Origin of the sequence: Kitasatospora sp. NBC_01266 (genome assembly GCF_036242395.1) — a bacterium.
Lineage (GTDB): Bacteria > Actinomycetota > Actinomycetes > Streptomycetales > Streptomycetaceae > Kitasatospora.
The window spans coordinates 5,104,130-5,124,035 of record NZ_CP108458.1 but is presented as its reverse complement, the minus strand read 5'-3'; the positions used below and the strand labels follow the sequence as shown (position 1 = coordinate 5,124,035).

Here is a 19,906-nt window from a genome sequence, read left to right as displayed (position 1 = left end):
CCGTTCGGCGCCGGCTCACTCCGTCCGCAGCGCCGTGGCCGTGCGCGTCTTGGCCGCCCAGCCGGCCGGGAGCAGCGCACCGCAGACCGCGATCGCCACCCCGCCCAGCCCGAGCAGCGCCAACTCCGGGATCCCGTAGACGTTCTGGACCTGCGGCGGGATCCCGCTGCCGGCCGCCCGGAGCACCAGCGGAATGACGAAGTCGTGCAGCGCGAGCCCGACCGGCACGCCGATGGCCCCGCCGACCAGGCCCGCTCCGGCGACCGAGGTCAGCACCTGGGTGACGGTCTGCCCCGGCGTCATCCCGATGGCCTTGCAGACCCCCAGGTCGCGGACCCGCTCCCGGGTGTCGAGGACCACCGAGTTGAGCACCCCGAGCCCGGCGACCGAGACCAGCATCAGCGTGAGCAGCACCGCCATGGCGTCGAAGGCGACGACGGAGGGGCTGAGGTGGTCCGGCTGGGCGGCTTCGACCTGGGCGTCGGTCGACCGCAGCGCGGCGCTGAGCCCGTTGACGTAACCGGCGAGTGAGGTGCCGGGCTTGAGCGTCACGTCGTAGAAGTCGGGGTGCAACGTCGGCTGGGCGGCGGCCAGGGTCGCCATGTCGGTGTTGATGACCAGGCCGGCGTTGCCCGGGTCGAAGTCCTCGCCGACGATCCGCACCGGCACCCGCACCCCCTGGTCGACCAGGGTGATGCTGTCGCCCACCCGGTGTCCCGTGGTCTTCAGGAAGTGCGTCGGCACCACCACCTCGCCGGGGCCGTCGAACCAGCGGCCGGAGATCAGCGCGAAGGATTCGACGCCGGACGGCCCCTGGTAGAGCCGCACCTGGATCGCACCGGTGCCGCCCGCGACGGTGACCGTGCCCTGGCTCTGCCCGATGGCGGCGGCCGTACCGGGCTGGGCCCGGATCGCCGCGAGCGTCTTCGCGGGGTCGGCGGTGCCGCCGCTCGGCGCGGGGCTGCCCGGCGCGCCGGGCAGCGCCAGGAACACCGTGACCGGGATGTTCCGGCCGGGTTGCCGCGCCGTGGTCACCGCACTGGCGGAGGAGGTGAGCCCGATGGCGAAGGTGGCCGCCGTGGTCCCGAACAGCACCGCGGCCAGCAGCGCCGCCGAACGGACCGGCCGGGCGAAGGGCGAGGCGAGCCCCAGGGTGACGGCCCTGGGCAGCGGCAGCCGGGCGGCGAGCCGCTGGGCCCACTGGCCCCGCCCGGCCCGGGGCGCGCGGCCGACCGCGAGCGCCTCGACGGTCCGCAGCCGGCCGGCCCGCAGCGCGGGCAGCAGCGCCGCCAGGGCGACCACGGCGAGGGCCGCGCCGGGCACCGCCAGATCGATCCACCAGGCCACCCCCGGCGACCCGCCACCGTCCAGCTGCCCGGCGTCGTCCATCAGCGGCATCGCCAGCAGGTTGCCGAGGAGCACGCCGGCGACCGCCCCGATGCCCGAGGGGACGAGGGCCTGGGCCAGATAGGTCCGCACCACCTGCCCGGGCGTCAGCCCGATGGACTTGAGGATGCCGATCCGGCGGACCTGCGCGCCGACCGCCCCGCTCACCACGCCGGCGATGATGATCACGGACATCAGCAGGCCCAGGACCCCGAACGCCATCATCACCGGGACGAACAGGTCCGTGTTCTCGTCGGCGGCCAGCTTCACGTCGAGATAGGACTGCGCACCGGTGACCGCGCCCGCCGGCAGCGCGGCGGCGACGGCGGCCCGGTCGGCGTTCAGCTCGGCCGTGGTGGCGCCGGACCTGAAGCGGTAGAGCATCTGGGCGCTGCCGGGAGTGCCCACGGTCCGCAGCGCGGTGATCTCCGCCGGGACGACCCAGCCGTCGGCACTGTCGGTGACCGAGGTGGCCAGGCCGACCACGGTCAGGGTGGGGCTGTCGGCGGCGGGCGAGATCTTCAGGGTGCTGCCCGGCCTGGTGTCGGGGCCGACCGAGTCGGCGTCCGTCGAGAGCACGATCTCCCCCGGCTCCCGCGCCCAGCGCCCGGACCGCAGCACGAGGTCGTCCACGCCGCCGGTGGGGGCGGTGCGCCCGACGATCGTCTGCGACTGCTGCATGTCGAGCCCGCCGGGGCCGGGCGGGTCGATCTGCGCCGTCTGGTACGGGCCCGAGCTCGCGGTGACCCCCGGCAGCTGCCCGGTGGCGGCGATCCGGTCGGGGCCGGCGCCGCTCTCGTCGATCTGCGCGGTGAGCTGCGCACCGTGCTGGCGCGCGAACGCGGCGTCGAACGGCGCCGACGCGCTCACCATCAGCGCCCCGGCCACGACGGCGGAGGCCACGGCCATCAGCACGGAGAGCGTCATCACGATGGTCTGCACCCGCCGCCGGCCGGCCCGGCCGAGCCTGATCCGGCGGCCACCGCCGCTGGTACCAAGGCTGTTGCCACCGCTGCTGCCACCGCGGTCAGCACGCAACGCCTTCATCGCCCGACCCCCGCGTTCCGCCGGCGGTCCACCGCGACGCGGCCGTCGACCAGTTGGACGGTCCGCTCGGCGCAGGACTCGGCGAGCGCCAGATCGTGGGTGACCAGGAGCACGGTCTGGCCGCTGCGGTGCAGGTCGACCAGCAGCTCGCGCACCTCGTGCCCTGAGGCGGTGTCGAGCGCCCCGGTGGGCTCGTCCGCCAGCAGCAGCGCCGGACGGTTGATCAGCGCCCGGGCGACCGCGACCCGCTGCCGCTCACCCCCGGAGAGCCGCCCCGGGTAGGCGCGAGCGTGCTCGGTGATGCCCAGGGCCGCCATCAGCTCGGCCGCCCGCTCCATCGCCTTGCCCCGGGCCGCACCGGCGAGTTGGGCCGGCAGCAGGATGTTGTCCAGCACGGTCAGATCGTCCAGCAGGTTGAAGAACTGGAACACCATCCCGATCCGCTCCCGGCGGAACCGCGCCAGCGCCTTCTCCCCCAGGCCGTCGATCCGCAGGCCGCCGACCGAGACCCGGCCCTCGCTCGGCCGGTCCAGCCCCGCCACCAGGTTCAGCAGCGTCGACTTGCCGCTGCCGGACGGGCCGGTGATCGCCACCGCCTCCCCCTCGGCGACGGTCAGGGTCAGCGGCCCCAGTGCGGGGGCGCCGGCGCTGTCGTACTGCTTGACCGCGCCCTCCAGTTCGATCACATTCCCCATCAGCGGGTCCGTCCTGTCCTCGTCGTTGCACCGCCGGCGGCTGTTCCCGGCCCCAACGAAGCTATGAGCGATGGCGGTTGGCCCGCGTCGGCCGTCGAACGGAGCTTTCGTCGGCCGAGCGGACGAGGGCGCCGCGGCGTCATCCCCGCGATGTACTCCGCTCGGCGTCGAGGAGGGCCACCGAGGCGGATGTGCCGGGCCGCGGACGGCCAGGAGAATGGCGCCATGGACATAGCGGATGGGCGCCGACTGCGCCGACAGGTGCGCGCGGTGCTCCGCCCCGAGGAGCGGCTGCCCAAGCTGCCCCGCTGGGTGTTCGGGGCCGACGCGGTGTTCGCGGTGCTGGTGACGGTCGTGGTGCTGCTCGCCATGCGGCACAGCGTGATCGCCTGGCAGGGCACCGCACCGGTGCCGCCCGCGCCCGCCGCGCCGCTGCCCCCGTCCGCCCCCGCCGCCCTGCCCCCGGTGGTGAACCCGGTCCCGCCGGACACCAAGGACTACGTGTTCGCCACGCTGCGGGCGCTGATGCTGGCGGCCCGGCGCAGGCTCCCGCTCGCCACCTTCTGGGTGGTGCTGATCGCCGCCCGCGCCGACTTCTTCCTGCCGACCTTCGTCACCGTGCTGACCTGCGGCATCGCCATCTGCGCCGCCGCACTGCACAGCCGCAACCCGGCACCCGTGCTGGGCAGTTTCGCGCTGGCCGCCGTGCTGGTCACCACCACCTTCCAGAACGCCGCCTCGAACCTGCGGGAACTGCTGGTCATCATGCTGGTGCTCGGCCTGCTCGGCAGCGCGGGACGGTTCTGGCGGCTGCGCCAGATCGCCGCCCGGCTGCGCCTCACCGAGCTGCGGCAGGAACAGGAGGCCGCGATGCGCCGGGCCGTCGAGGAGGAGCGTTCGCGGATCGCGAGCGAGCTGCACGATGTGGTCACCCACAACGTGAGCGTGATGGTCATCCAGGCGGGCGCCGCGCGAACGGTGCTGGACAGCTCGCCGGAGCTGGCCAAGGAGGCGATGCGCGCCGTCGAGGCCGGCGGCCGGGCCGCGATGGCCGAACTGCGCCATGTGATGGGCCTGCTGGCGGCCTCGGGGACCGGTGCGAGCGGGGCGGCCGTCAACGGCCGGCCCGCCGAGGAGCTGGAGCCGCAGCCCGGACTCGGCCAACTCACCGCCCTGGTGCAGCGGGTGCGCGCCACCGGGCTGCCCGTCACCGTCACCGTGTCGCTGCCGCCCGTGCCGCTGCCCGCCGGCGTGGACCTGACGGCCTATCGGGTGGTCCAGGAGGCGCTGACCAACACCATGAAGCACGCCGCCGGGGCGGCGTCCACCATCACCATCGACCACGACGACCAGTGGCTGACCATCGAGGCCCTCGACACCGGCGGCACCCCCGGGGTCCAGTCCCTGTCCGGCAACAGCCGCGGCCTGCTCGGCCTGCGCGAACGCCTGACCGTCTACGGCGGGACACTTGACGCCGGGCATACGATCGGCGGCGGTTACCGGCTGAAGGCCCGAGTCCCCTGGAGCACCCCGTGAGTCAACCGCCGCTGCGCGCCGTCATCGCCGACGACCAGGCACTGGTCCGCACCGGATTCCGGATGATCCTCGCCGCCGACGGCATCGAGGTCGTCGCCGAGGCGGTCAACGGCGCCGAGGCGGTCACCGCCGTCCGGCGCACCCGGCCCGACGTGGTGCTGATGGACGTCCGGATGCCGGAGATGGACGGCCTGGAGGCCACCCGGCAGATCATGGCGAGCGGCGCGGACGACACCCGGGTCCTCATCCTCACCACCTACGACCTGGACCACTACGTCTACGCGGCGCTCACCGCCGGCGCCAGCGGCTTCCTGCTCAAGGACGTCACCCCGGAGCACCTGGTGGCCTCGGTCCGCCTGGTCCGCACCGGCGACGCCCTGCTCGCCCCCACCATCACCCGCCGGCTGATCGAGCGCTTCGCCCCGCGCGACGAGGCCAGGTCCGCCGTGCACCGCGACCTGTCCGAGCTGACGCCCCGCGAACTGGAGGTGCTGCGCCTGCTCGCCACCGGCCTCAGCAACGCCGAACTGGCCGAGCGGCTCACCCTCAGCGCGACCACGGTGAAGACCCATGTGGCCCGCATCCTCGCCAAGCTCGGCCTGCGCGACCGGGTCCAGGCCGTCGTGCTCGCCTACGAGACCGGGCTGATCGCCCCCGGCCCGCCGTCCGAGCGCGGCTGACCGCTGCCGGCACCCGCGGCGCCGGTCCGGCTGGAGTGACCTGACGGCAGCGGACAGTACGCTGGGCCGAGCAGGCAGCAGAACTGTCGAGCATCCTCGAAGGAGGCACGCCATGACCGCTGAGATGGTCGCGCCCGCATGGATGCACGCGCAGATCAGCGCGGAGCAGTACGACTCCTGGTCCGAGGAGCAGTGCGCCGGCATCGAGATCGTGGACGGGATGGTCGTCGTGAGCCCGAGCGCGTCCAAGCGGCACAACCGGCTGGCCCGGATCCTGGCCAACGCCCTCGACACCGCCGCAGGTCCGGACTGGAACGCCGACACGGACTTCGATGTCCGCCTGCAGGACGTGCCGCTCACCAACCGGCGTCCCGACGTCGTCGTGTACCGGGCGGAGACCATCGACCTCACGCCCACTCGCCCTGAGCACCTGCTCCTGGTGGTCGAGGTGGTGTCGCCGGGCTCGGAGACCACGGACCGAATCGTGAAGGTCGATCAGTACGCCAAGGCCGGGATCCCCTTCTACTGGCGGATCGAGCAGGCTGCCACCGGTGTTCCGCTCGTCTACACCTACGTTCTCGACCCGGCGAGCAGGGCCTACCGGGACGGCGAGGTCTTCACCGGCGTGGTCAGGGCCACCGCGCCCTTCTCCGTCACGGTCGACCTGGGCGCCGTCTGACCGACACGATCCCGCTGAGCGACGGCGCGCCGCCGCGCGCCCTGCCGCCGCCCTGCCGTGGGGGTAGCGGGCCGGTCTCCGGGAGGGCGATATCGAGTCAATATCAGGGCGATGTGGCCGACTCCTAGTGTCCCTACCGTCAAGCGGTCTCGGGCAGACGGGCACCGCACCGCAGGCAAGAGAGGACGAACATCATGGAGTTCCGGATTCTCGGCCCGGTCCGCATCCTGACCGACGGCCTGGAGGACACCCTGAGCGGCACCAAGCAGCGGACCATGTTCGCCGCGCTGGTGCTCGCGGGCGGTCGCGCGCTCTCCGACGAGCACCTCGGGCGGATGCTCTGGGACACGAACCCGCCGAGCACGGCGGGGGCGCAGATCCACACCTACGCGTCGCGGATCCGGCGGCGGATCGGGCCGGACGTGCCGTTGGTACGGATCCGTACCGGCTACAGACTCATGGCCGAGCACGTGCCGTGCGATCTGGCCCGGTTCGCCGAACTGTCGCAGAGCGGGTTCAGGGCGCTGCGCGAGCAGCGCTTCGAGCTGGCGGCGGAGCAGTTGCGGACCGCGCTGTCGCTCTGGCACGGCGAGGCCCTGGCAGATGTCACCGACCACCTGGTGTTCGCGGAGCGGCCGCAGCTGGACGAGGCCCGGCTGGAGGCGCTGGAGGCCCGGATCGAGGTGGACCTGATCCTCGGGCGGCACCGCCAGCTGATCTCCGAGCTGACCGGGCTGGTCTCCCAGCACCCGATGCGCGAGCGGTTCCGCGCCCTGATGATGACCGCGCTCTACCGGTCCGAGCGGCAGGCCGAGGCGATGTCGCTCTACCTGGACGGCCGCCGCATCCTGGCGGACGAGCTGGGCGTGGAGCCGGGGCGGCTGCTCGCCCGGACGTACGAGGCGATCCTGAGCGGCGAGGTGCGGACCGTCATGCCGCACCAGCTCAACTTCTGACGCCTCGTCACCGCAGGGGCCCCTCAGAACTCGGTCAGCAGGCGAACGAGGTGAGCGGCGCGCCGGTCTCGGCCAGCTCGGCGATCCGGTCGGCGAGGGCCTCCTCGGCGGCCTGGGCGTCGAGTGCCGGGGCCGGCTCGTCCAGCAGGCGGTGCAGCCGGGCGAGCAGGCCGCGCAGCGTGGCCCGCAGCCAGAGTTCGTCACCCCGGCCGGGCTCCGGCTGGCCGGCCCAGCACTCCAGGGCGGCCGCCGCCGCGTACAGCGTCTCGTAGGCAGCCGCGAGTTGGCGGTCGGCCGGAGTGCTCTGCGGTGCCTCGGGCACCTCGGCCATCCGGCGGTGGAGTTCGTCGCCGGCGGCGAGCAGTGCCTTGGCCAGGCTCTGCACCTCGGCGCTCGCGCCGCCCAGTTCCGGGCCGCCGAGCACCCTGGGCAGCGCCTGGACCGGGCTGCAGCCACCCCGGGAGAGCGGGCCCAGCCGGTCGGCGTCCAGCTCGGCCAACGGGGCACCGCGCCGCACCGCCTGCGCCAGGCCGGCCTCGTCCACCGTCTCCAGCGCGAACCCGTGTACCAACCAGGGGAATTGGGTGACGACCAGGCTCCGGAACCGGTCGACCTCCGGGCCGGCGGCCGCGACCGGACGGCCCAGCTCCGCCGTCAGCTCGCCGACCAGGGCGGGCACCAGCGCGGAGACCAGCGTCGAGGTCAGCCCGGACTCGGCGGTGAGGGTGTGCGCGCTGCGGGCGGCCAGCACGGCGGCGGCCTCGGCCGCGCCGAGCAGGGCTGCGGCCCGGCCCAGCGCCTGCCGGGTCTGCGGCCGGTCGATCGGGCGGTCGGCCCGGCTGTCGTCCGGGTGGCTGTCACTGTGCAGCGCGCCGCGTGCCGCGTCGCGCAGCGTGCGCTCCCCCGCGTCGAGGGTCTGGGCCCAGCCGAGCACCTGCTGGGAGAGTTCGGCCGCGCGGTTGGCGGCCGGGTCCTGCCGCAGGGCAGCCCGGCGGCGGTGCAGCAACTCCTCGTGGTTGCGCGAGCCTTGGTCCAGACCTGCGGCGACGTCACGGACGGGCAGAGCGGGCTCGTCGGGCTCGTCGGCAGGGCGTGGCCCGGGATGGCTGGCCATCGCTGCCTCCTTCAAGGGATGGGTCTGTCGGTCCGACTCTGCAGCAGAGGTCTATGTTTTCCCGATACCCGATCTTCAGGCTAGTGCTACCTGACGGAGTACCCCTAGGCCAGGGATCACACCGACAGACCGGGCGATGGTCGGAGTATGGGAACGGTATGACGCCGCCGGGGAGGCTGGGGCCCGAGAGTCCCGCCGCCACGAGCGAAGGATGAAGCCGTGCAGTCGTCCCGTCAGGCCAGCCGCCGGAGCGTGACCCGGATCCGCGGTGTCGTCGCCCCTGTTGTCGTCACCGTCGCGCTGGGCGCGTCGCTGACGGGGTGCGGTGGAAAGGTGACCACCGAGAACCATTCCTACCAGGTCGCCGACCGAATCTCGAAGCTCCAGGTGAGAACTCCCGGCGGCACCGTCGAGGTGGTGGCGGGAACGCAGGCCGCCGTCCAGGTCACCGAGACCATCCGCTACAACGGCGAGAAGCCGCAGGTCGACCACACGGCGAGCGACGGTTCGCTGTCGCTGACCGCCGCCGAGTGCGCCCAGGGCATCACCCACACCGTCTGCCAGGTCAGCTACCGCGTCGTGGTGCCGAAGGACGTCGAGGTGACGGTCCGCAACACCGGCGGGGACGTGAACGTCACCGGGCTGGCCGGGGCGCTCGACCTGACCGGCGACGGCGGCGCGGTGCGGGCCACCGACCTGACGTCCGCGCACTTCACCGCGCACGCGGACGGCGGCAGTGTCAACGCGCAGTTCGCCGCCGCCCCGGAGCTGGTGGACATCGACTCGGCCGGCGGCAGCGTGACGACCCGGCTCCCGGACGGCGTCTACGCGGTGGACGCGAGCGCCGACGGCGGCAGCCGGCAGGTCCAGGTACGGACCGACCCGGCCGCGCCGCACAAGGTCACGGTGCGCAGCGACGGCGGCAGCGTCGCGATCCTGCCGCTGGGCTGAGTCGCCCGTTCGTCCGTTCGTCCGCCTTCCGCCTTCCGTCCGTCCTCCATCGAGCCTTTCTCAACCGAGCCCTGAGGTAGCAGAAGCATGAACACCCACCCGCTCGCCGCGACCCGCCGCCCCGTCGTGCTGCTCGCCGAGGAACTCTCCCCGGCGACCGTCGCCGTGCTCGGCGACGAGGTCGAGGTCCACCGCTGCGACGGCGCCGACCGGACCGCCCTGCTGGCCGCACTGGCCGAGGCGGACGCCGTGCTGGTGCGCAGCGCCACCCGGATGGACGCCGAGGCGATCGCCGCCGCACCCCGGCTGCGGGTGATCGCGCGGGCCGGGGTCGGGCTGGACAACGTGGACGTGGCCGCCGCGACGGCGGCCGGCGTGCTGGTGGTCAACGCGCCGACCTCGAACATCGTCAGCGCCGCCGAGCTGGCGATCGGCCTGCTGCTCTCCGTCGCCCGGCACATCCCGCAGGCCGACGCCGCGCTGAAGGGCGGCTCCTGGCAGCGCGGCCGGTTCACCGGGGTCGAGCTCTGCGGCAAGGTGCTCGGCGTGGTCGGGGTGGGCCGGATCGGCTCGCTGGTGGCGCGCCGGATGGCGGCCTTCGACATGGAGGTGCTCGCCTACGACCCGCACGTGACGCCCGAGCGGGCCGCCGAACTGGGGGTGCGCCTGGTCTCGCTGGACGAACTGCTCGCCGCCGCCGACTTCATCACCGTGCACCTGCCGAGGACCCCCGAGACGCTGGGCCTGCTCGGCGCCGAGGCGCTGGCCAAGGCCAAGCCGGGCGTGCGGATCGTCAACGCGGCCCGGGGCGGCATCGTGGACGAGGCCGCGCTGGCCGAGGCCCTGCGGTCCGGCCGGGTGGCCGGGGCCGGGCTGGACGTCTTCGCGACCGAGCCGTGCACGGACTCGCCGCTCTTCGGGCTGGCCGGTGTCGTGGTGACGCCGCACCTGGGCGCGGGGACCGTCGAGGCGCAGGAGAAGGCGGGCGTCGCGGTCGCCGAGGCGGTGCGCCGGGCGCTGGCCGGGCGGGAGGTGCCGGAGGCGGTGAACGGCCCGGTGCGGGTGCTGGCGGCGTAGCGCGACGGCAGGGGTTCAGCGCGAGTGCAGAACGGCGAAGGCCGCCGCGACGGGTGTCGCGGCGGCCTTCGGACTTGCGTTGGGGGACTACCAGCCCCATTCGTTGCTGGCAGGGGCGACCACGGCGGGAGCCGGCGCGGCGGCCGCGACCGTCGAGTGGCCGGTGGTGACAGCAGCCGACTCGGTGGCGACGACAGTGCCGAGAACCGCGGCGGTGCCGAGGGCGACGACGGCGAGCTGCTTCGCGAACTTGATACCGATGAGGCGCATTTCGACCATTTCCTGTCGGATGATCCGGTGTTGCCCGGTGTTCCCTGCTGACGTGGAAGACAGTAGGAAGGCGCGACTTCGATCTCTTATCGATCTGTTATGGCGTCCGGCGGGGACCGATAACGCCTCGGTGCACGGACGGAAAATCGCAGGTCAGCGGCCGATATCAGGCCGGTACGGCGACGGCGAACGAGCGCTGCGGCTGCTCCAGCGCCGCACTCCCGTAGATGTCCTGCACCCAGTTGGTCTGGTAGACGGTGTCGAGGTAGCGCTCCCCGAGATCCGGGCCGATGGTCGCGGCGGTGAGCCGACCCGCCGGGTCGTGCTCCGCAAGCCAGGCGGCTGCCCCCGCGACAGCCGTGCCGGTGGAGCCGCCGAACAGGAAGCCGTGGGCGGCGAGCCGGTGGCACATCCGGACGGTGTCGATCTCCTCGACCATCCGCACGTCGTCCACGTAGTTCTCGTCGAGCATGGCCGGCCGCACCCCGGAGCCGAGGCCGGGGATCCAGCGCGGCGCCGCCGGCTGCCCGAAGCTGACCGAGCCGACGCTGTCCACGGCGACGATCCGCACACCCGGCCGGTGCTCCTTGAACCAGCGGGCGCAGCCCATCAGCGTGCCGGTGGTGCCCGCGCCGACGAAGAGCACGTCCAGGCCGGGGAACTGCCGGGCGATGGCGGGTGCCGTCCAGCGGTAGTGGGCGCCCCAGTTGTCGGGGTTCTGGTACTGGTTCAGCCAGACGTACCGCTCGTCGCTCTCCAGCAGTCGGCGAACGTACGCCAGCCGGGCGCCGAGCAGGCCGGTGACCGGGTCGGCCTCGGTGATGGTGTGCACTCTCGCACCGAAGACCTCCATCATGCGTCTGGTGTTCAGATTGCAGCGGGAATCGGTGACGCAGAGGAATCCGTAGCCCTTGCTGGCGGCCATCAGGCTGAGCGCCACCCCGAGGTTCCCGGAGGACGATTCCACCAGGATGGAATTCGGTCCGAGCCGACCGGCCCGCTCGGCCGCCTCGATCATTCCGACAGCGGCCTTCTGCTTGATCGAGCCGGCGAAGTTCATTCCCTCGCACTTCAGGTACAGCGGAATTCCCAGGCTCGGCCTCAGGTCGACGAAGAGGTCGTGTTCGTTGAAGTCGTGCGGGGCCGAGATGATCGGCATGGGTGCCTCCCGGGTTCGGACGGGCTGGACGCTGAGGACGGGTGCCGTGGGGGTGGGCCGGGGTGGGCCCGGGGCGTGGCCGGGGTGGGGCCGGGGTGGGTGCCGGGTGACAGGTGGCGGTAGCTCAGCCGTGGCGGCGGAGCTCGTGGAAGAAGTCCTCGACGACGGCCAGTTCGCCGCGCTCGCGCACCGAGTCCAGGACGTGCTTGCCGACGGCCAGGTCCAGCACGCCCAGGCCGAACGGCGAGAAGATCACCGGGCGGTCGGCGGGGACGGCGACCGCCCCGGTCAGCACGTCGTAGAGGGTGCCGTCGACGAAGTCGCGGTGGCCGAGCCGCTGTTCGGTCAGGTGCAGCGAGGTGTCGGCCTTCAGGCAGTGCTCGATGTCGTCGGTGATGTTGGCCGCCGCGAGGATCACCTCGGGCGCGAGGTCGCGCAGCGAGACGTGCAGGACCAGCGGGTTGTGCGAGAACCACTCGGCGTCGTGGATGTGCGGGGTGCCCGCGATGGTGGCGAGGACCACCAGGTCACTGGACCTGATCAGGGACTCCGCGCTGTCGTGCACGGTGACCTCGCCGACGCCCTCGGCCTGCGCCAGGTAGCCCGCGAAGCCCGCCGCCGAGTCGGCCGACAGGTCGTGGACGCCGGCCGTCTCGAAGCTCCAGCCGGTACCGGCCAGGTAGGTGTGCAGGTAGCGGGCGATCAGACCGGTGCCGATGAAGCCGACCCGGCGCGGGCGCTCGCCCCGCCCTTCGGCGAGCTTGGCGGCGGCCAGCGCGGCGGAGGCGGCGGTGCGGGCCGCGCTGATGATCGAGCTCTCCAGGCAGGCGATCGGGTAGCCGGTCGCGTGGTCGTTGAGGATCAGCACGGCCGAGGCGCGCGGGATGCCCGCCTCGACGTTCTCCGGGAAGCTGGAGATCCACTTCAGGCCGTCGACCTGGACCTCGCCGCCGATCGACGCGGGCAGCGCGATGATTCTCGAACTGGGCCGGTCGGGGAACTTCAGGAAGTACGACGGCGGGTTGACCGTCGCGCCCTCGCCGTGGATGCGGTACGCCCGCTCGACGATGTCCACGACCTCCTTCTGACGTCCTTTCAGAACACCGTTGACCTGCGCGCCGGAAATGACGGCGAACGGGGGGACGACACTGCTTCGGGACATAGCAAGCTCCATGCTTCGACTTTCCGCGACTTCTTCGTTCGCGCCATTGGAATCTATGCAGAGGATCTAGCAGGAACTCATATCCTGGCTATCAATCGCAAATATCCGGGAGAAATATCGAAACCCCGTGGCAGGCCTCCCGGAAGGAGTGCCCGGCACGGGGTTTCGAGGCCGCGACGCGGCTCAGAGAGCTTCCAGTTCCTCCTGGATCAGCTTCAGGTCCCGCTTGGCGCCGGCGGTTCGGAAGAGCTCGGCGGCCCGCCCCAGGCGCTCCCGGGCCTCCTCCGCCCGGCCGTGTGCACGGCTGACCTGACCGAGCGCCTGGTGGATGCGGGCCTCCGCCAGCGGATTGTCGAGTTGCTCGGCCTCCGCCAGCACGGCCAGCAACTCGGCCTCCGCGCGGTCGAGCCGGCCGCGCTTGAGCTCCGTCTCCCCCAGGCCGAGCAGGGCGTAGACCGTGCCCAGGGAGTCGCGCTTGGCGGTCACGATCCTGACGACCTCCCGCAGGGACTCCTCGGCCTCATCGAACCGGTCCAGCATCAGGTAGGCCCGCCCGAGCCGGAACACCGCCTGAGCCATCGCCCTGGTCTCCCCCATCCGCCGGGAGACCTCGACCGACTCCAGCCCGAGCCGCAGCGCCTCCGCGGCCCGGCCGAAGTCCAGCTCGCCCTGGGCCAGGTAGCCGAGGGCGTGCGACTCCGCGGACAGGTCGCCGACCTTGCGGAAGAGCTGCACGGCCTCCCGCAGCCGGACTCCGGCCGACTCGACATCGCCCAGGCTCCGGTCCATCAGCGCCAGCGAGCGCAGCGTCAGGGCCCGGCCGTACTCGTCGCCGACCTCGTCGAACCTGGCCAGCGCGAGCTGCAGCAGCTCACCGGTCCCGTCCAGGCGGCGCGTGCGGATCTGCAGGGCGCCCAGGGATTCGAGCATCGCCGCCTCACCGCGCCGGTTCCCCGCCGCCCGGGTGGCCGCGAGCGCGGTTTCGCAGCAGAAGCGCCAGTCCTCCGGGTAGTCCCGGGTCTCGAAGAGCACCGTCGCGGAGGCCGCCAGGTCCCACGCCAACTCGTCCTTCCCCAGCCGCGCGGACTGGTCGATCGCCGCGAGCAGCGAGAGCCGCTCGGCCTCGAACCAGTCCAGCGGGGCGGCGATCAGCTCCTCCAGCAGCAGCTCGTCGACCGGGTAGCGCGGGGCGCTGCCGTGGATCAGCGAGAAGTCCCCGCCGTACTCCTGGCGGTGCGCCTGCTCGGCGATGGTCAGCCAGGCGCGCAGGGCCCGGTCCAGGCTCTCCTCGCGGTCGGCGGCCTCCTCCTCGGCCAGCACCCGCTCCCTGGCGAAGAGCCGCAGCAGGTTCTGCTGGCGGAAGCGGAGCTGGCCGGTGGCGTCGGTGCCGGTCACCTCCAGCAGTTGGACGTCGACCAGTTGCTCCAGCAGCCGCTCGGCCTCGAAGGGGTGCGCGTCCAGCAGGGCGGCGGCGGCCCAGACCGTGACGTCGGGCGCCTCCAGCAGGGCCAGGCGGCGGTAGAGCCGGGCCGCGTCCGAGGGCAGGTAGCGGTAGCTGAGCGCGAAGCCGGCCCGGACCTGCGACTCGCCCTGGCTCAACTCGTCCAGCCTGCGGCGCTCGTCGGCCAGCCGGGCGACCAGGTGCTTGACCGACCAGTGCGCCTTGGAGGCCAGCCGGGCACCCGCGATCCGCAGCGCCAGCGGCAGCCGGTCGCAGAGTTCGGCGAGCCGCTCGGCCTGCACCGGATCGGCGGCGATCTTGTCGTCGGGCACGATCCGCCCCAGCAGTTCGATCGCCTCAGCCGTTGGCAGCAGGCCGAGTTGGACGCGAACCGCACCGTAGCGGAGCATCAGCTGCTCCATCGGCTCGCGGCTGGTGACGACCACGCAGCACTGCCCGTTGCTCGGCAGCAGCGGCTGGATCTGGGCCACCGTACGGGCGTTGTCCAGCACCACCAGCACCTGGCGGTCGGCGAGCAGGCTGCGGTAGAGCGAGGTGCGCTCGCCCGGGTCGGCCGGGATCTGCTCGCTCGGCACGCCGAGCGCGCGCAGGAAGCGGCTGAGCACGTCGGCGGCGCTGGTCGGCTCGTGGGTGTCGTCGTGACCGCAGAGGTCGACGTAGAGGCGGCCGTCCGGGAAGTGCCCGGAGACGCGGTGCGCCCAGTGCACGGCGAGGCCGGTCTTTCCGACTCCCGCGACGCCGGTGATGAAGCCGATGCCGGGGGGCTGCTCCTCCGAGCGTCCGTGCTCGACGAGTTGGTCGAGCTGCGCCAGCTCCGCGCCCCGGCCGGTGAAGGCGGGCACGTTCGGCGGCAGGAAGGAAGGGGTCGGGCGCTGGTCGGCGACCGGGACGGGGGCCGCCTCCGGCAGGGGCTCGGTGGCGAGCCGCTCGGGCAGGACGAGCGCCGGGTCGTCGCGCAGGATCGAGTCGTGCAACTGGATCAGGGGGGTGCCCGGTTCGAGGCCGAGTTCGTCGATGAACTGTCTGCGGCCCTCCCGGAAGGTCTCCATCGCGTCGGCTCTTCGCCCGGCGCGGTGCTGGGCCAGCATCAGGGCGTGCCGGGCCCGCTCGCGCAGCGGGTGCTCGCGCACCACCGCGGTCAGCGAGCCGATCACGTCCAGGTGGCGGCCCAGCGCGAGCTGGAGTTCGACGGACGCCTCGTAGCAGGCCAGCCGGACCTCTTCGAGCCGGCCCGCCTCGTCCTCCACCGGCCGGCCGGTGACTCCCTCCAGCACCGGGCCGCGCCAGAACCCGAGCGCGCGTTCGTAGAGTTCGGCCGCCTCGGCCGTGCGCGCCTGCCCGGCGGCCTGCTCCGCGGCGGCGACCAGGCCCTCGAAGACCAGCAGGTCGATCCGGTGGTGGCCGGTGTTGAACTGGTACCCCGGGTGCGCCGTGGCGATCAGCTCCTCGCCGCAGCCCTCGGCCCGGAAGATCTTGCGCAGCCCGGCGACACAGATCGCCACCTGGGTGCGCGCGGTCGCGGGCGGATCACCCTGCCACACCGCCTCGACCATCGCGTCGACCGAGACGATCGCGTCGGGCGAGAGCAGGAGCAGAGCGAGGATGGTGCGCTGCCTCGGCCCGCCGACGGCGATCCGGCGCCCGTCCACGGCGACCGAGAGCGGGCCGAGCAATCCGAAGTCCAGCTGAACGTCCAACCGTTCCCCCGTTCATCGGGCGTCCCTCCCCTGTTTTTGAGGACACCCGTACGGCAGGGGGGACCGGAATACAGTCCTCCGCCGCCGAACGATCACAGTACCGTCGAACACGTCACGCCGCTGCCCCCCTGACCCAGAGTGATCCCGGTGACCGAGAGCGATCCTCGGTGGTCATCCGGTATCGCGTATAGAACCCTTAGTGAAGCCGCATGGGCAGCGCGGTGAGAGTGGCGCAGGCATGCCCCACCTACTGAGAGAGCTGTCCCCATGGGCGCAGAACAGAACTGGATTCCGGCTGAGATCGGCCCGGCGGACGTCGGCGCCGAAGCGACTCCGTACGGTCTGATCGACCACCTCCAGCGGCTGGAGGACCTGGCCGGCCTGCTGACCCGCGAGAAGGCCCTGGTCTTCCGCGGCTTCGGCGTCACGCCGCAGGAGCTGGACAAGGTCTTCGACCTGCTGCTGCCGAACCGCCTGGCGTACGTGCACGGCAACTCGCCGCGCACCAAGGTCGGGCAGAACCTGTACACCTCCACGGAGTACCCGCAGGAGTTCACCATCTCGATGCACAACGAGATGTCGTACGCCCACCAGTGGCCCGCGCGGCTCGCCTTCTACTGCGAGGTCGCGGCCGAGACCGGCGGCGCCACTCCCGTGGTGGACGGCGTGCGGTGGCTGGCGGCGCTCGACCCCGAGGTGCGGCAGGCCTTCGCCGGCGGGGTCCGCTACCTGCAGAACCTGCACGACGGCTACGGCTTCGGCAAGAGCTGGCAGCAGACCTTCGAGACCGAGAGCCGTGCGCAGGTCGAGGCGTTCCTCTCCGGGACCGAGGCGACCTGGGAGTGGAAGAAGGACGGCGGCCTGCGCGTCGCGCAGCTGCGGCCGGCCGTCACCCGGCACCCGGTGACCGGCGCCGAGGTCTGGTTCAACCAGGCCGACCAGTGGCACCCGGCCGGGCTCGGTGACGAGACCGCCGCGACCCTGGCGACCATCATGCCGCCGGAGGACCTGCCGCAGTCCGTCACCCTCGCCGACGGTTCGCCGATCCCCGCCGAGTGGGTCGAGCAGATCCGCGACCGGGGCCTGGCCGCGGCGGTCGACGTGGACTGGCGCCAGGGCGACGTGCTGCTGATCGACAACGTGCTGGTCGGGCACGGGCGGCGGCCGTTCACCGGGAGCCGGCGCGTGCTGGTGGCCATGTCGGACTGACGCGGCGCAGGAACGGGAAAGGGTCCGGCTCGTCGAGCCGGACCCTTTCCCGTTCCCCCCGCGGCGGCTACTGGCGGCCCGCCACCAGGTCGAGCGGACGGGTGCGCAGGGCCAGCCTGGCGGGGACGAGGCTGGCGGTCAGCGCCAGGACCAGGCAGACGGCCGCCGAGCCGCCCAGCGCCGACCAGGGCAGCCGGTAGGCCGCGTGCTGGGTGGCGTCCAGGATCCGGTTCTCGATCAGCAGCACCGTGGCGTACTGGGTGAGCGCGGTGGCGATCAGCCCCAGGGCGGCCGCGGTGGCGACCACCAGCAGGGTCTCGACGGCCACCACGCGCAGCACCTGGCGGCGGGTGCCGCCGGTCAGGCGCAGGGTGGCGAAATCGCGCAGCCGGTCGCCGGTGGACATCATCATCGTGTTGACGATGGCGAGCAGCGCGTAGAGCAGGGCCGGGCCGAGGATGGCCAGCATGGCGATCCAGCCGTTCCGGGTGGTCTGCGCGTTCTGGGCGTCGACCCAGGCCGCGCCGGGGGTGGCCGTCACCGCCGGGTCGCCGAGCGCCGCCGTGACCGCCGCGGGGCCGGTGCCCGCGGCGACGCCCAGGTAGGCGACGTTGACGGCCGCCTGGCCGGTGACGGCCTCGCGCGGCAGCACGATCTCCGGCAGCTGCGGCAGCAGGTGGTGCACCTGGGCGACCAGGCGCAGCGGCTGCGACGTGCCGTCGGCGAAGGTGGCGTTCAGGGTGTCGCCGACCTGCCAGCCGAAGACCCGGGCCATGTCGGCGGAGACGGCCACGGTGTGACCGTGCAGGTCGGCCAACGAGCCGTCGTCCACCGTGAGGTTCCAGGCGGCGCGCAGGTCGCCGTCCACGGCCAGGCCGGACTCGGGGATCGGCAGGTCGCTGGGGCGGCCGGGGGCCGGCCGCTGGATCTGGTCGGTCAGGCCGGTGACCTGGACGGTGGCGGCCGTGGTGAGCCGCGCACCGGGCAGCGCGGCCAGCCGGTGCAGGGCGTCGGCGGGGATGGCGCCGCCGCCCGAGCCGCCGGGTTCGACCACGTACCCGGCCTTGAGGGCGGCGCGGCCTTGGGCGGCCATCGCGTCGCTGAAGGCGACGGTGCCGCCGACCACCGAGCCGGCCAGGCCGATGACCAGGAAGACCGGCGTGGCGGTGGAGACCGTGCGGCGGATCGCGGCGAGCGCGTTCTGCCGGGCGATCAGACCGGCGGCGCCGGGCAGCAGCGGGACCAGCGCGGTGAACAGCCGGACCAGCGGCGGCACCAGGACCGGCGCGAGCAGCACGATCGCCAGCACCGCCATGACGTCGAAGAGCAGCGCCCACTGCGGGGTGGTCGACGGGTCACGGGAGGTCGGGTCGGCCAGCATCGAGGCGGGCATCGCGATGAAGGTCTGCAGGGTGTAGCCGAACACGCCCAGGTAGAGCAGCGCGAGGACCCAGCGGATGGGCGGCATCACCTTCTTGTCGACCGCGACCTCGCCGAGCGCCTCGACCGGGCGCACCCGGCCCGCCCGGCGGGAGGCGGCGAAGGCCCCGAGCAGGGCGACGGCCAGGCCCCCCGCGGCGGCCAGCAGCAGCGGCAGCAGCGCGGGTTCGGCGCGGAAGCCGGCCGGGGCCGCGCCCTGGGAGACCAGCCAGGAGGCGATGGCGGGGGCGACGGCCAGGCCGAGCAGGCAGCCGGCGACGGCGGCGGCGAGCGCCACCACCAGGGCCTCGCCGAGCACCAGCCAGCGGACCTGGCGGGGCGTGGCGCCGACCGCCCGCAGCATCGCCGTCTCCTGGCGGCGCTGGGCGACCGCGAAGGCGAAGGTGCTGGAGACCACGAAGACGGAGACGAAGCCGGCCATCGCCGCCATGAAGCCGACCAGCTTGTGCAGCGAGGGCGCGCCGGGCAGCGAGTCCTGGCCCATCGTGGTGTTGAGCAGCATCCCGGCGGCGGACAGCACGCCGACGCCGAGCGCGAGCGCGACGAACGAGCCGAGGAAGGCCAGCCAGCGCCGCCGCAGCGTGGCGACGGCCACCGGGAGCAGCAGCAGGACGCCGTTCATCGGGACCCACCGCCGCCCCGGGTCGACTCCAGCGCGGTCATCCGCTCGGCGACGGTCCGCGGGTCGGGTGCCGCGAGCTGGTCGACGACCTGGCCGTCGGCCAGGAAGAGCACGGTGTCCGCGTACGAGGCGGCGACCGGGTCGTGGGTGACCATGATGGTGCTCTGCCCCTGCTGGTCCACCAGCGAGCGCAGCAGGGCGAGCACGTCGCGGCTGCTGGAGCTGTCCAGCGCACCGGTCGGCTCGTCGGCGAAGAGCACCTTGGGGGCGGCGATCAGCGCCCGGGCGATGGCGACCCGCTGCTGCTGGCCGCCGGAGAGCTGGGAGGGCAGGTGGCCGACCCGCTCGCCCAGGCCGACCTGGGCGAGCGCGCTTTTGACCTGGGCGGCGTCCGGCCGCCGGCCGGCCAGCCGCAGCGGCAGGCCGACGTTCTGCTCGGCGGTCAGCGCACCGAGCAGGTTGAACGACTGGAAGACGAACCCGAGCCGCTCGCGCCGCAGTTCGGTCAGCGCGGTCTCGTCGAGGCTGCCGAGGTCGACACCGTCCACCACGACCCTGCCGGAATCCGGCCGGTCGAGCCCGGCCGCGCACTGCAGCAGGGTGCTCTTGCCCGACCCGGACGGGCCCATGACGGCGGTGAAGCTGCCCCGGGTGAAGCCGATCGTCACGCCGCCCAGCGCGGTGACGGCGTTCTGCCCGGCACCGTAGGAGCGGCTGACCTGTTCCAGTCGTACGACATCGTTGCTATCCATAGTGATCCACTT

15 protein-coding genes and 1 pseudogene are annotated in these 19,906 nt (G+C 73.1%); 7 read left to right on the top strand and 9 right to left on the bottom strand.

All coding sequences use genetic code 11. The features are described from left to right. Positions 1-15 precede the first annotated feature (15 nt). Together OG403_RS22385 and OG403_RS22380 are read right to left on the bottom strand one after the other, a co-directional pair. The gene (locus OG403_RS22385) at positions 16-2,424 is read right to left on the bottom strand and encodes an FtsX-like permease family protein (RefSeq protein ID WP_329567121.1); all 2,409 of its coding nucleotides are present in this window, start codon (positions 2,422-2,424) and stop codon (positions 16-18) included. A 5-nt stretch (positions 2,425-2,429) separates the two neighbouring features. Continuing rightward, positions 2,430-3,128 (bottom strand): ABC transporter ATP-binding protein, encoded by a 699-nt coding sequence (locus OG403_RS22380; protein WP_329567119.1) that lies wholly within the window; start codon positions 3,126-3,128, stop codon positions 2,430-2,432. A gap of 225 nt (positions 3,129-3,353) precedes the next feature. Here OG403_RS22380 and OG403_RS22375 point away from each other — a divergent pair, with 225 nt between their 5' ends. The 4 genes from OG403_RS22375 (at position 3,354) to OG403_RS22360 (ending at position 6,979) form a co-directional block, all read left to right on the top strand. Then, on the top strand, positions 3,354-4,664 hold the full coding sequence (locus tag OG403_RS22375; protein ID WP_329567117.1) for a sensor histidine kinase: 1,311 nt from the start codon (positions 3,354-3,356) through the stop codon (positions 4,662-4,664). Beyond that, entirely contained in the window at positions 4,661-5,344 is a 684-nt protein-coding gene (locus OG403_RS22370) for a response regulator transcription factor (protein ID WP_329567115.1), read from the top strand. The genes OG403_RS22375 and OG403_RS22370 overlap by 4 nt, the downstream gene beginning before the upstream one ends. A gap of 112 nt (positions 5,345-5,456) precedes the next feature. Beyond that, complete coding sequence (locus OG403_RS22365) at positions 5,457-6,023, top strand: Uma2 family endonuclease (RefSeq protein ID WP_329567113.1); 567 nt, start codon at positions 5,457-5,459, stop codon at positions 6,021-6,023. Between the two features lie 194 nt (positions 6,024-6,217). Next, positions 6,218-6,979, top strand: coding sequence for an AfsR/SARP family transcriptional regulator (locus tag OG403_RS22360; RefSeq protein ID WP_329567112.1), 762 nt, complete (start codon positions 6,218-6,220; stop codon positions 6,977-6,979). Between the two features lie 34 nt (positions 6,980-7,013). Here OG403_RS22360 and OG403_RS22355 read toward each other — a convergent pair whose 3' ends face one another. Beyond that, complete coding sequence (locus OG403_RS22355; RefSeq protein WP_329567110.1) at positions 7,014-8,093, bottom strand: hypothetical protein; 1,080 nt, start codon at positions 8,091-8,093, stop codon at positions 7,014-7,016. A 219-nt stretch (positions 8,094-8,312) separates the two neighbouring features. Here OG403_RS22355 and OG403_RS22350 point away from each other — a divergent pair, with 219 nt between their 5' ends. Together OG403_RS22350 and OG403_RS22345 are read left to right on the top strand one after the other, a co-directional pair. After that, positions 8,313-9,044 (top strand): DUF4097 family beta strand repeat-containing protein, encoded by a 732-nt coding sequence (locus OG403_RS22350; protein ID WP_329567108.1) that lies wholly within the window; start codon positions 8,313-8,315, stop codon positions 9,042-9,044. Between the two features lie 87 nt (positions 9,045-9,131). Then, a pseudogene (locus OG403_RS22345) lies at positions 9,132-10,115 on the top strand (NAD(P)-dependent oxidoreductase); the annotation flags it as partial. Positions 10,116-10,208: 93 nt separating this feature from the next. Here OG403_RS22345 and OG403_RS22340 read toward each other — a convergent pair. The 4 genes from OG403_RS22340 to OG403_RS22325 form a co-directional block, all read right to left on the bottom strand. After that, a complete protein-coding gene (locus tag OG403_RS22340) occupies positions 10,209-10,400 on the bottom strand; it encodes a hypothetical protein (RefSeq protein WP_329567106.1) in 192 nt (63 codons plus the stop codon). 157 nt (positions 10,401-10,557) lie between these two features. After that, the gene (gene sbnA, locus OG403_RS22335) at positions 10,558-11,550 is read right to left on the bottom strand and encodes a 2,3-diaminopropionate biosynthesis protein SbnA (protein WP_329567104.1); all 993 of its coding nucleotides are present in this window, start codon (positions 11,548-11,550) and stop codon (positions 10,558-10,560) included. 124 nt (positions 11,551-11,674) lie between these two features. After that, positions 11,675-12,712, bottom strand: coding sequence for a 2,3-diaminopropionate biosynthesis protein SbnB (gene sbnB, locus OG403_RS22330; RefSeq protein WP_329567102.1), 1,038 nt, complete (start codon positions 12,710-12,712; stop codon positions 11,675-11,677). Positions 12,713-12,895: 183 nt separating this feature from the next. After that, the gene (locus tag OG403_RS22325) at positions 12,896-15,871 is read right to left on the bottom strand and encodes an AfsR/SARP family transcriptional regulator (RefSeq protein ID WP_329567100.1); all 2,976 of its coding nucleotides are present in this window, start codon (positions 15,869-15,871) and stop codon (positions 12,896-12,898) included. A gap of 267 nt (positions 15,872-16,138) precedes the next feature. Between OG403_RS22325 and OG403_RS22320 the strand changes: the two genes are divergently transcribed. Continuing rightward, positions 16,139-17,080 (top strand): TauD/TfdA family dioxygenase, encoded by a 942-nt coding sequence (locus OG403_RS22320; protein ID WP_329567098.1) that lies wholly within the window; start codon positions 16,139-16,141, stop codon positions 17,078-17,080. A gap of 67 nt (positions 17,081-17,147) precedes the next feature. Here the strand turns inward: OG403_RS22320 and OG403_RS22315 are convergent, their stop codons facing one another. Continuing rightward, the gene (locus tag OG403_RS22315; protein ID WP_329567096.1) at positions 17,148-19,142 is read right to left on the bottom strand and encodes an ABC transporter permease; all 1,995 of its coding nucleotides are present in this window, start codon (positions 19,140-19,142) and stop codon (positions 17,148-17,150) included. After that, the gene (locus OG403_RS22310; RefSeq protein ID WP_329567095.1) at positions 19,139-19,894 is read right to left on the bottom strand and encodes an ABC transporter ATP-binding protein; all 756 of its coding nucleotides are present in this window, start codon (positions 19,892-19,894) and stop codon (positions 19,139-19,141) included. Before OG403_RS22310 ends, OG403_RS22315 begins: the two co-directional genes overlap by 4 nt. Positions 19,895-19,906 lie beyond the last annotated feature (12 nt).

What these genes read in the sequence shown, in the direction of transcription:
- OG403_RS22380 (WP_329567119.1), bottom strand. Translation starts at nt 3,128, where the DNA reads ATGGGGAATGTGATCGAACTGGAGGGCGCGGTCAAGCAGTACGACAGC.
- OG403_RS22375 (WP_329567117.1), top strand. Translation starts at nt 3,354, where the DNA reads ATGGACATAGCGGATGGGCGCCGACTGCGCCGACAGGTGCGCGCGGTG.
- OG403_RS22365 (WP_329567113.1), top strand. Translation starts at nt 5,457, where the DNA reads ATGACCGCTGAGATGGTCGCGCCCGCATGGATGCACGCGCAGATCAGC.
- OG403_RS22360 (WP_329567112.1), top strand. Translation starts at nt 6,218, where the DNA reads ATGGAGTTCCGGATTCTCGGCCCGGTCCGCATCCTGACCGACGGCCTG.
- OG403_RS22355 (WP_329567110.1), bottom strand. Translation starts at nt 8,093, where the DNA reads ATGGCCAGCCATCCCGGGCCACGCCCTGCCGACGAGCCCGACGAGCCC.
- OG403_RS22340 (WP_329567106.1), bottom strand. Translation starts at nt 10,400, where the DNA reads ATGGTCGAAATGCGCCTCATCGGTATCAAGTTCGCGAAGCAGCTCGCC.
- sbnA (WP_329567104.1), bottom strand. Translation starts at nt 11,550, where the DNA reads ATGCCGATCATCTCGGCCCCGCACGACTTCAACGAACACGACCTCTTC.
- sbnB (WP_329567102.1), bottom strand. Translation starts at nt 12,712, where the DNA reads ATGTCCCGAAGCAGTGTCGTCCCCCCGTTCGCCGTCATTTCCGGCGCG.
- OG403_RS22320 (WP_329567098.1), top strand. Translation starts at nt 16,139, where the DNA reads ATGGGCGCAGAACAGAACTGGATTCCGGCTGAGATCGGCCCGGCGGAC.
- OG403_RS22315 (WP_329567096.1), bottom strand. Translation starts at nt 19,142, where the DNA reads ATGAACGGCGTCCTGCTGCTGCTCCCGGTGGCCGTCGCCACGCTGCGG.
- OG403_RS22310 (WP_329567095.1), bottom strand. Translation starts at nt 19,894, where the DNA reads ATGGATAGCAACGATGTCGTACGACTGGAACAGGTCAGCCGCTCCTAC.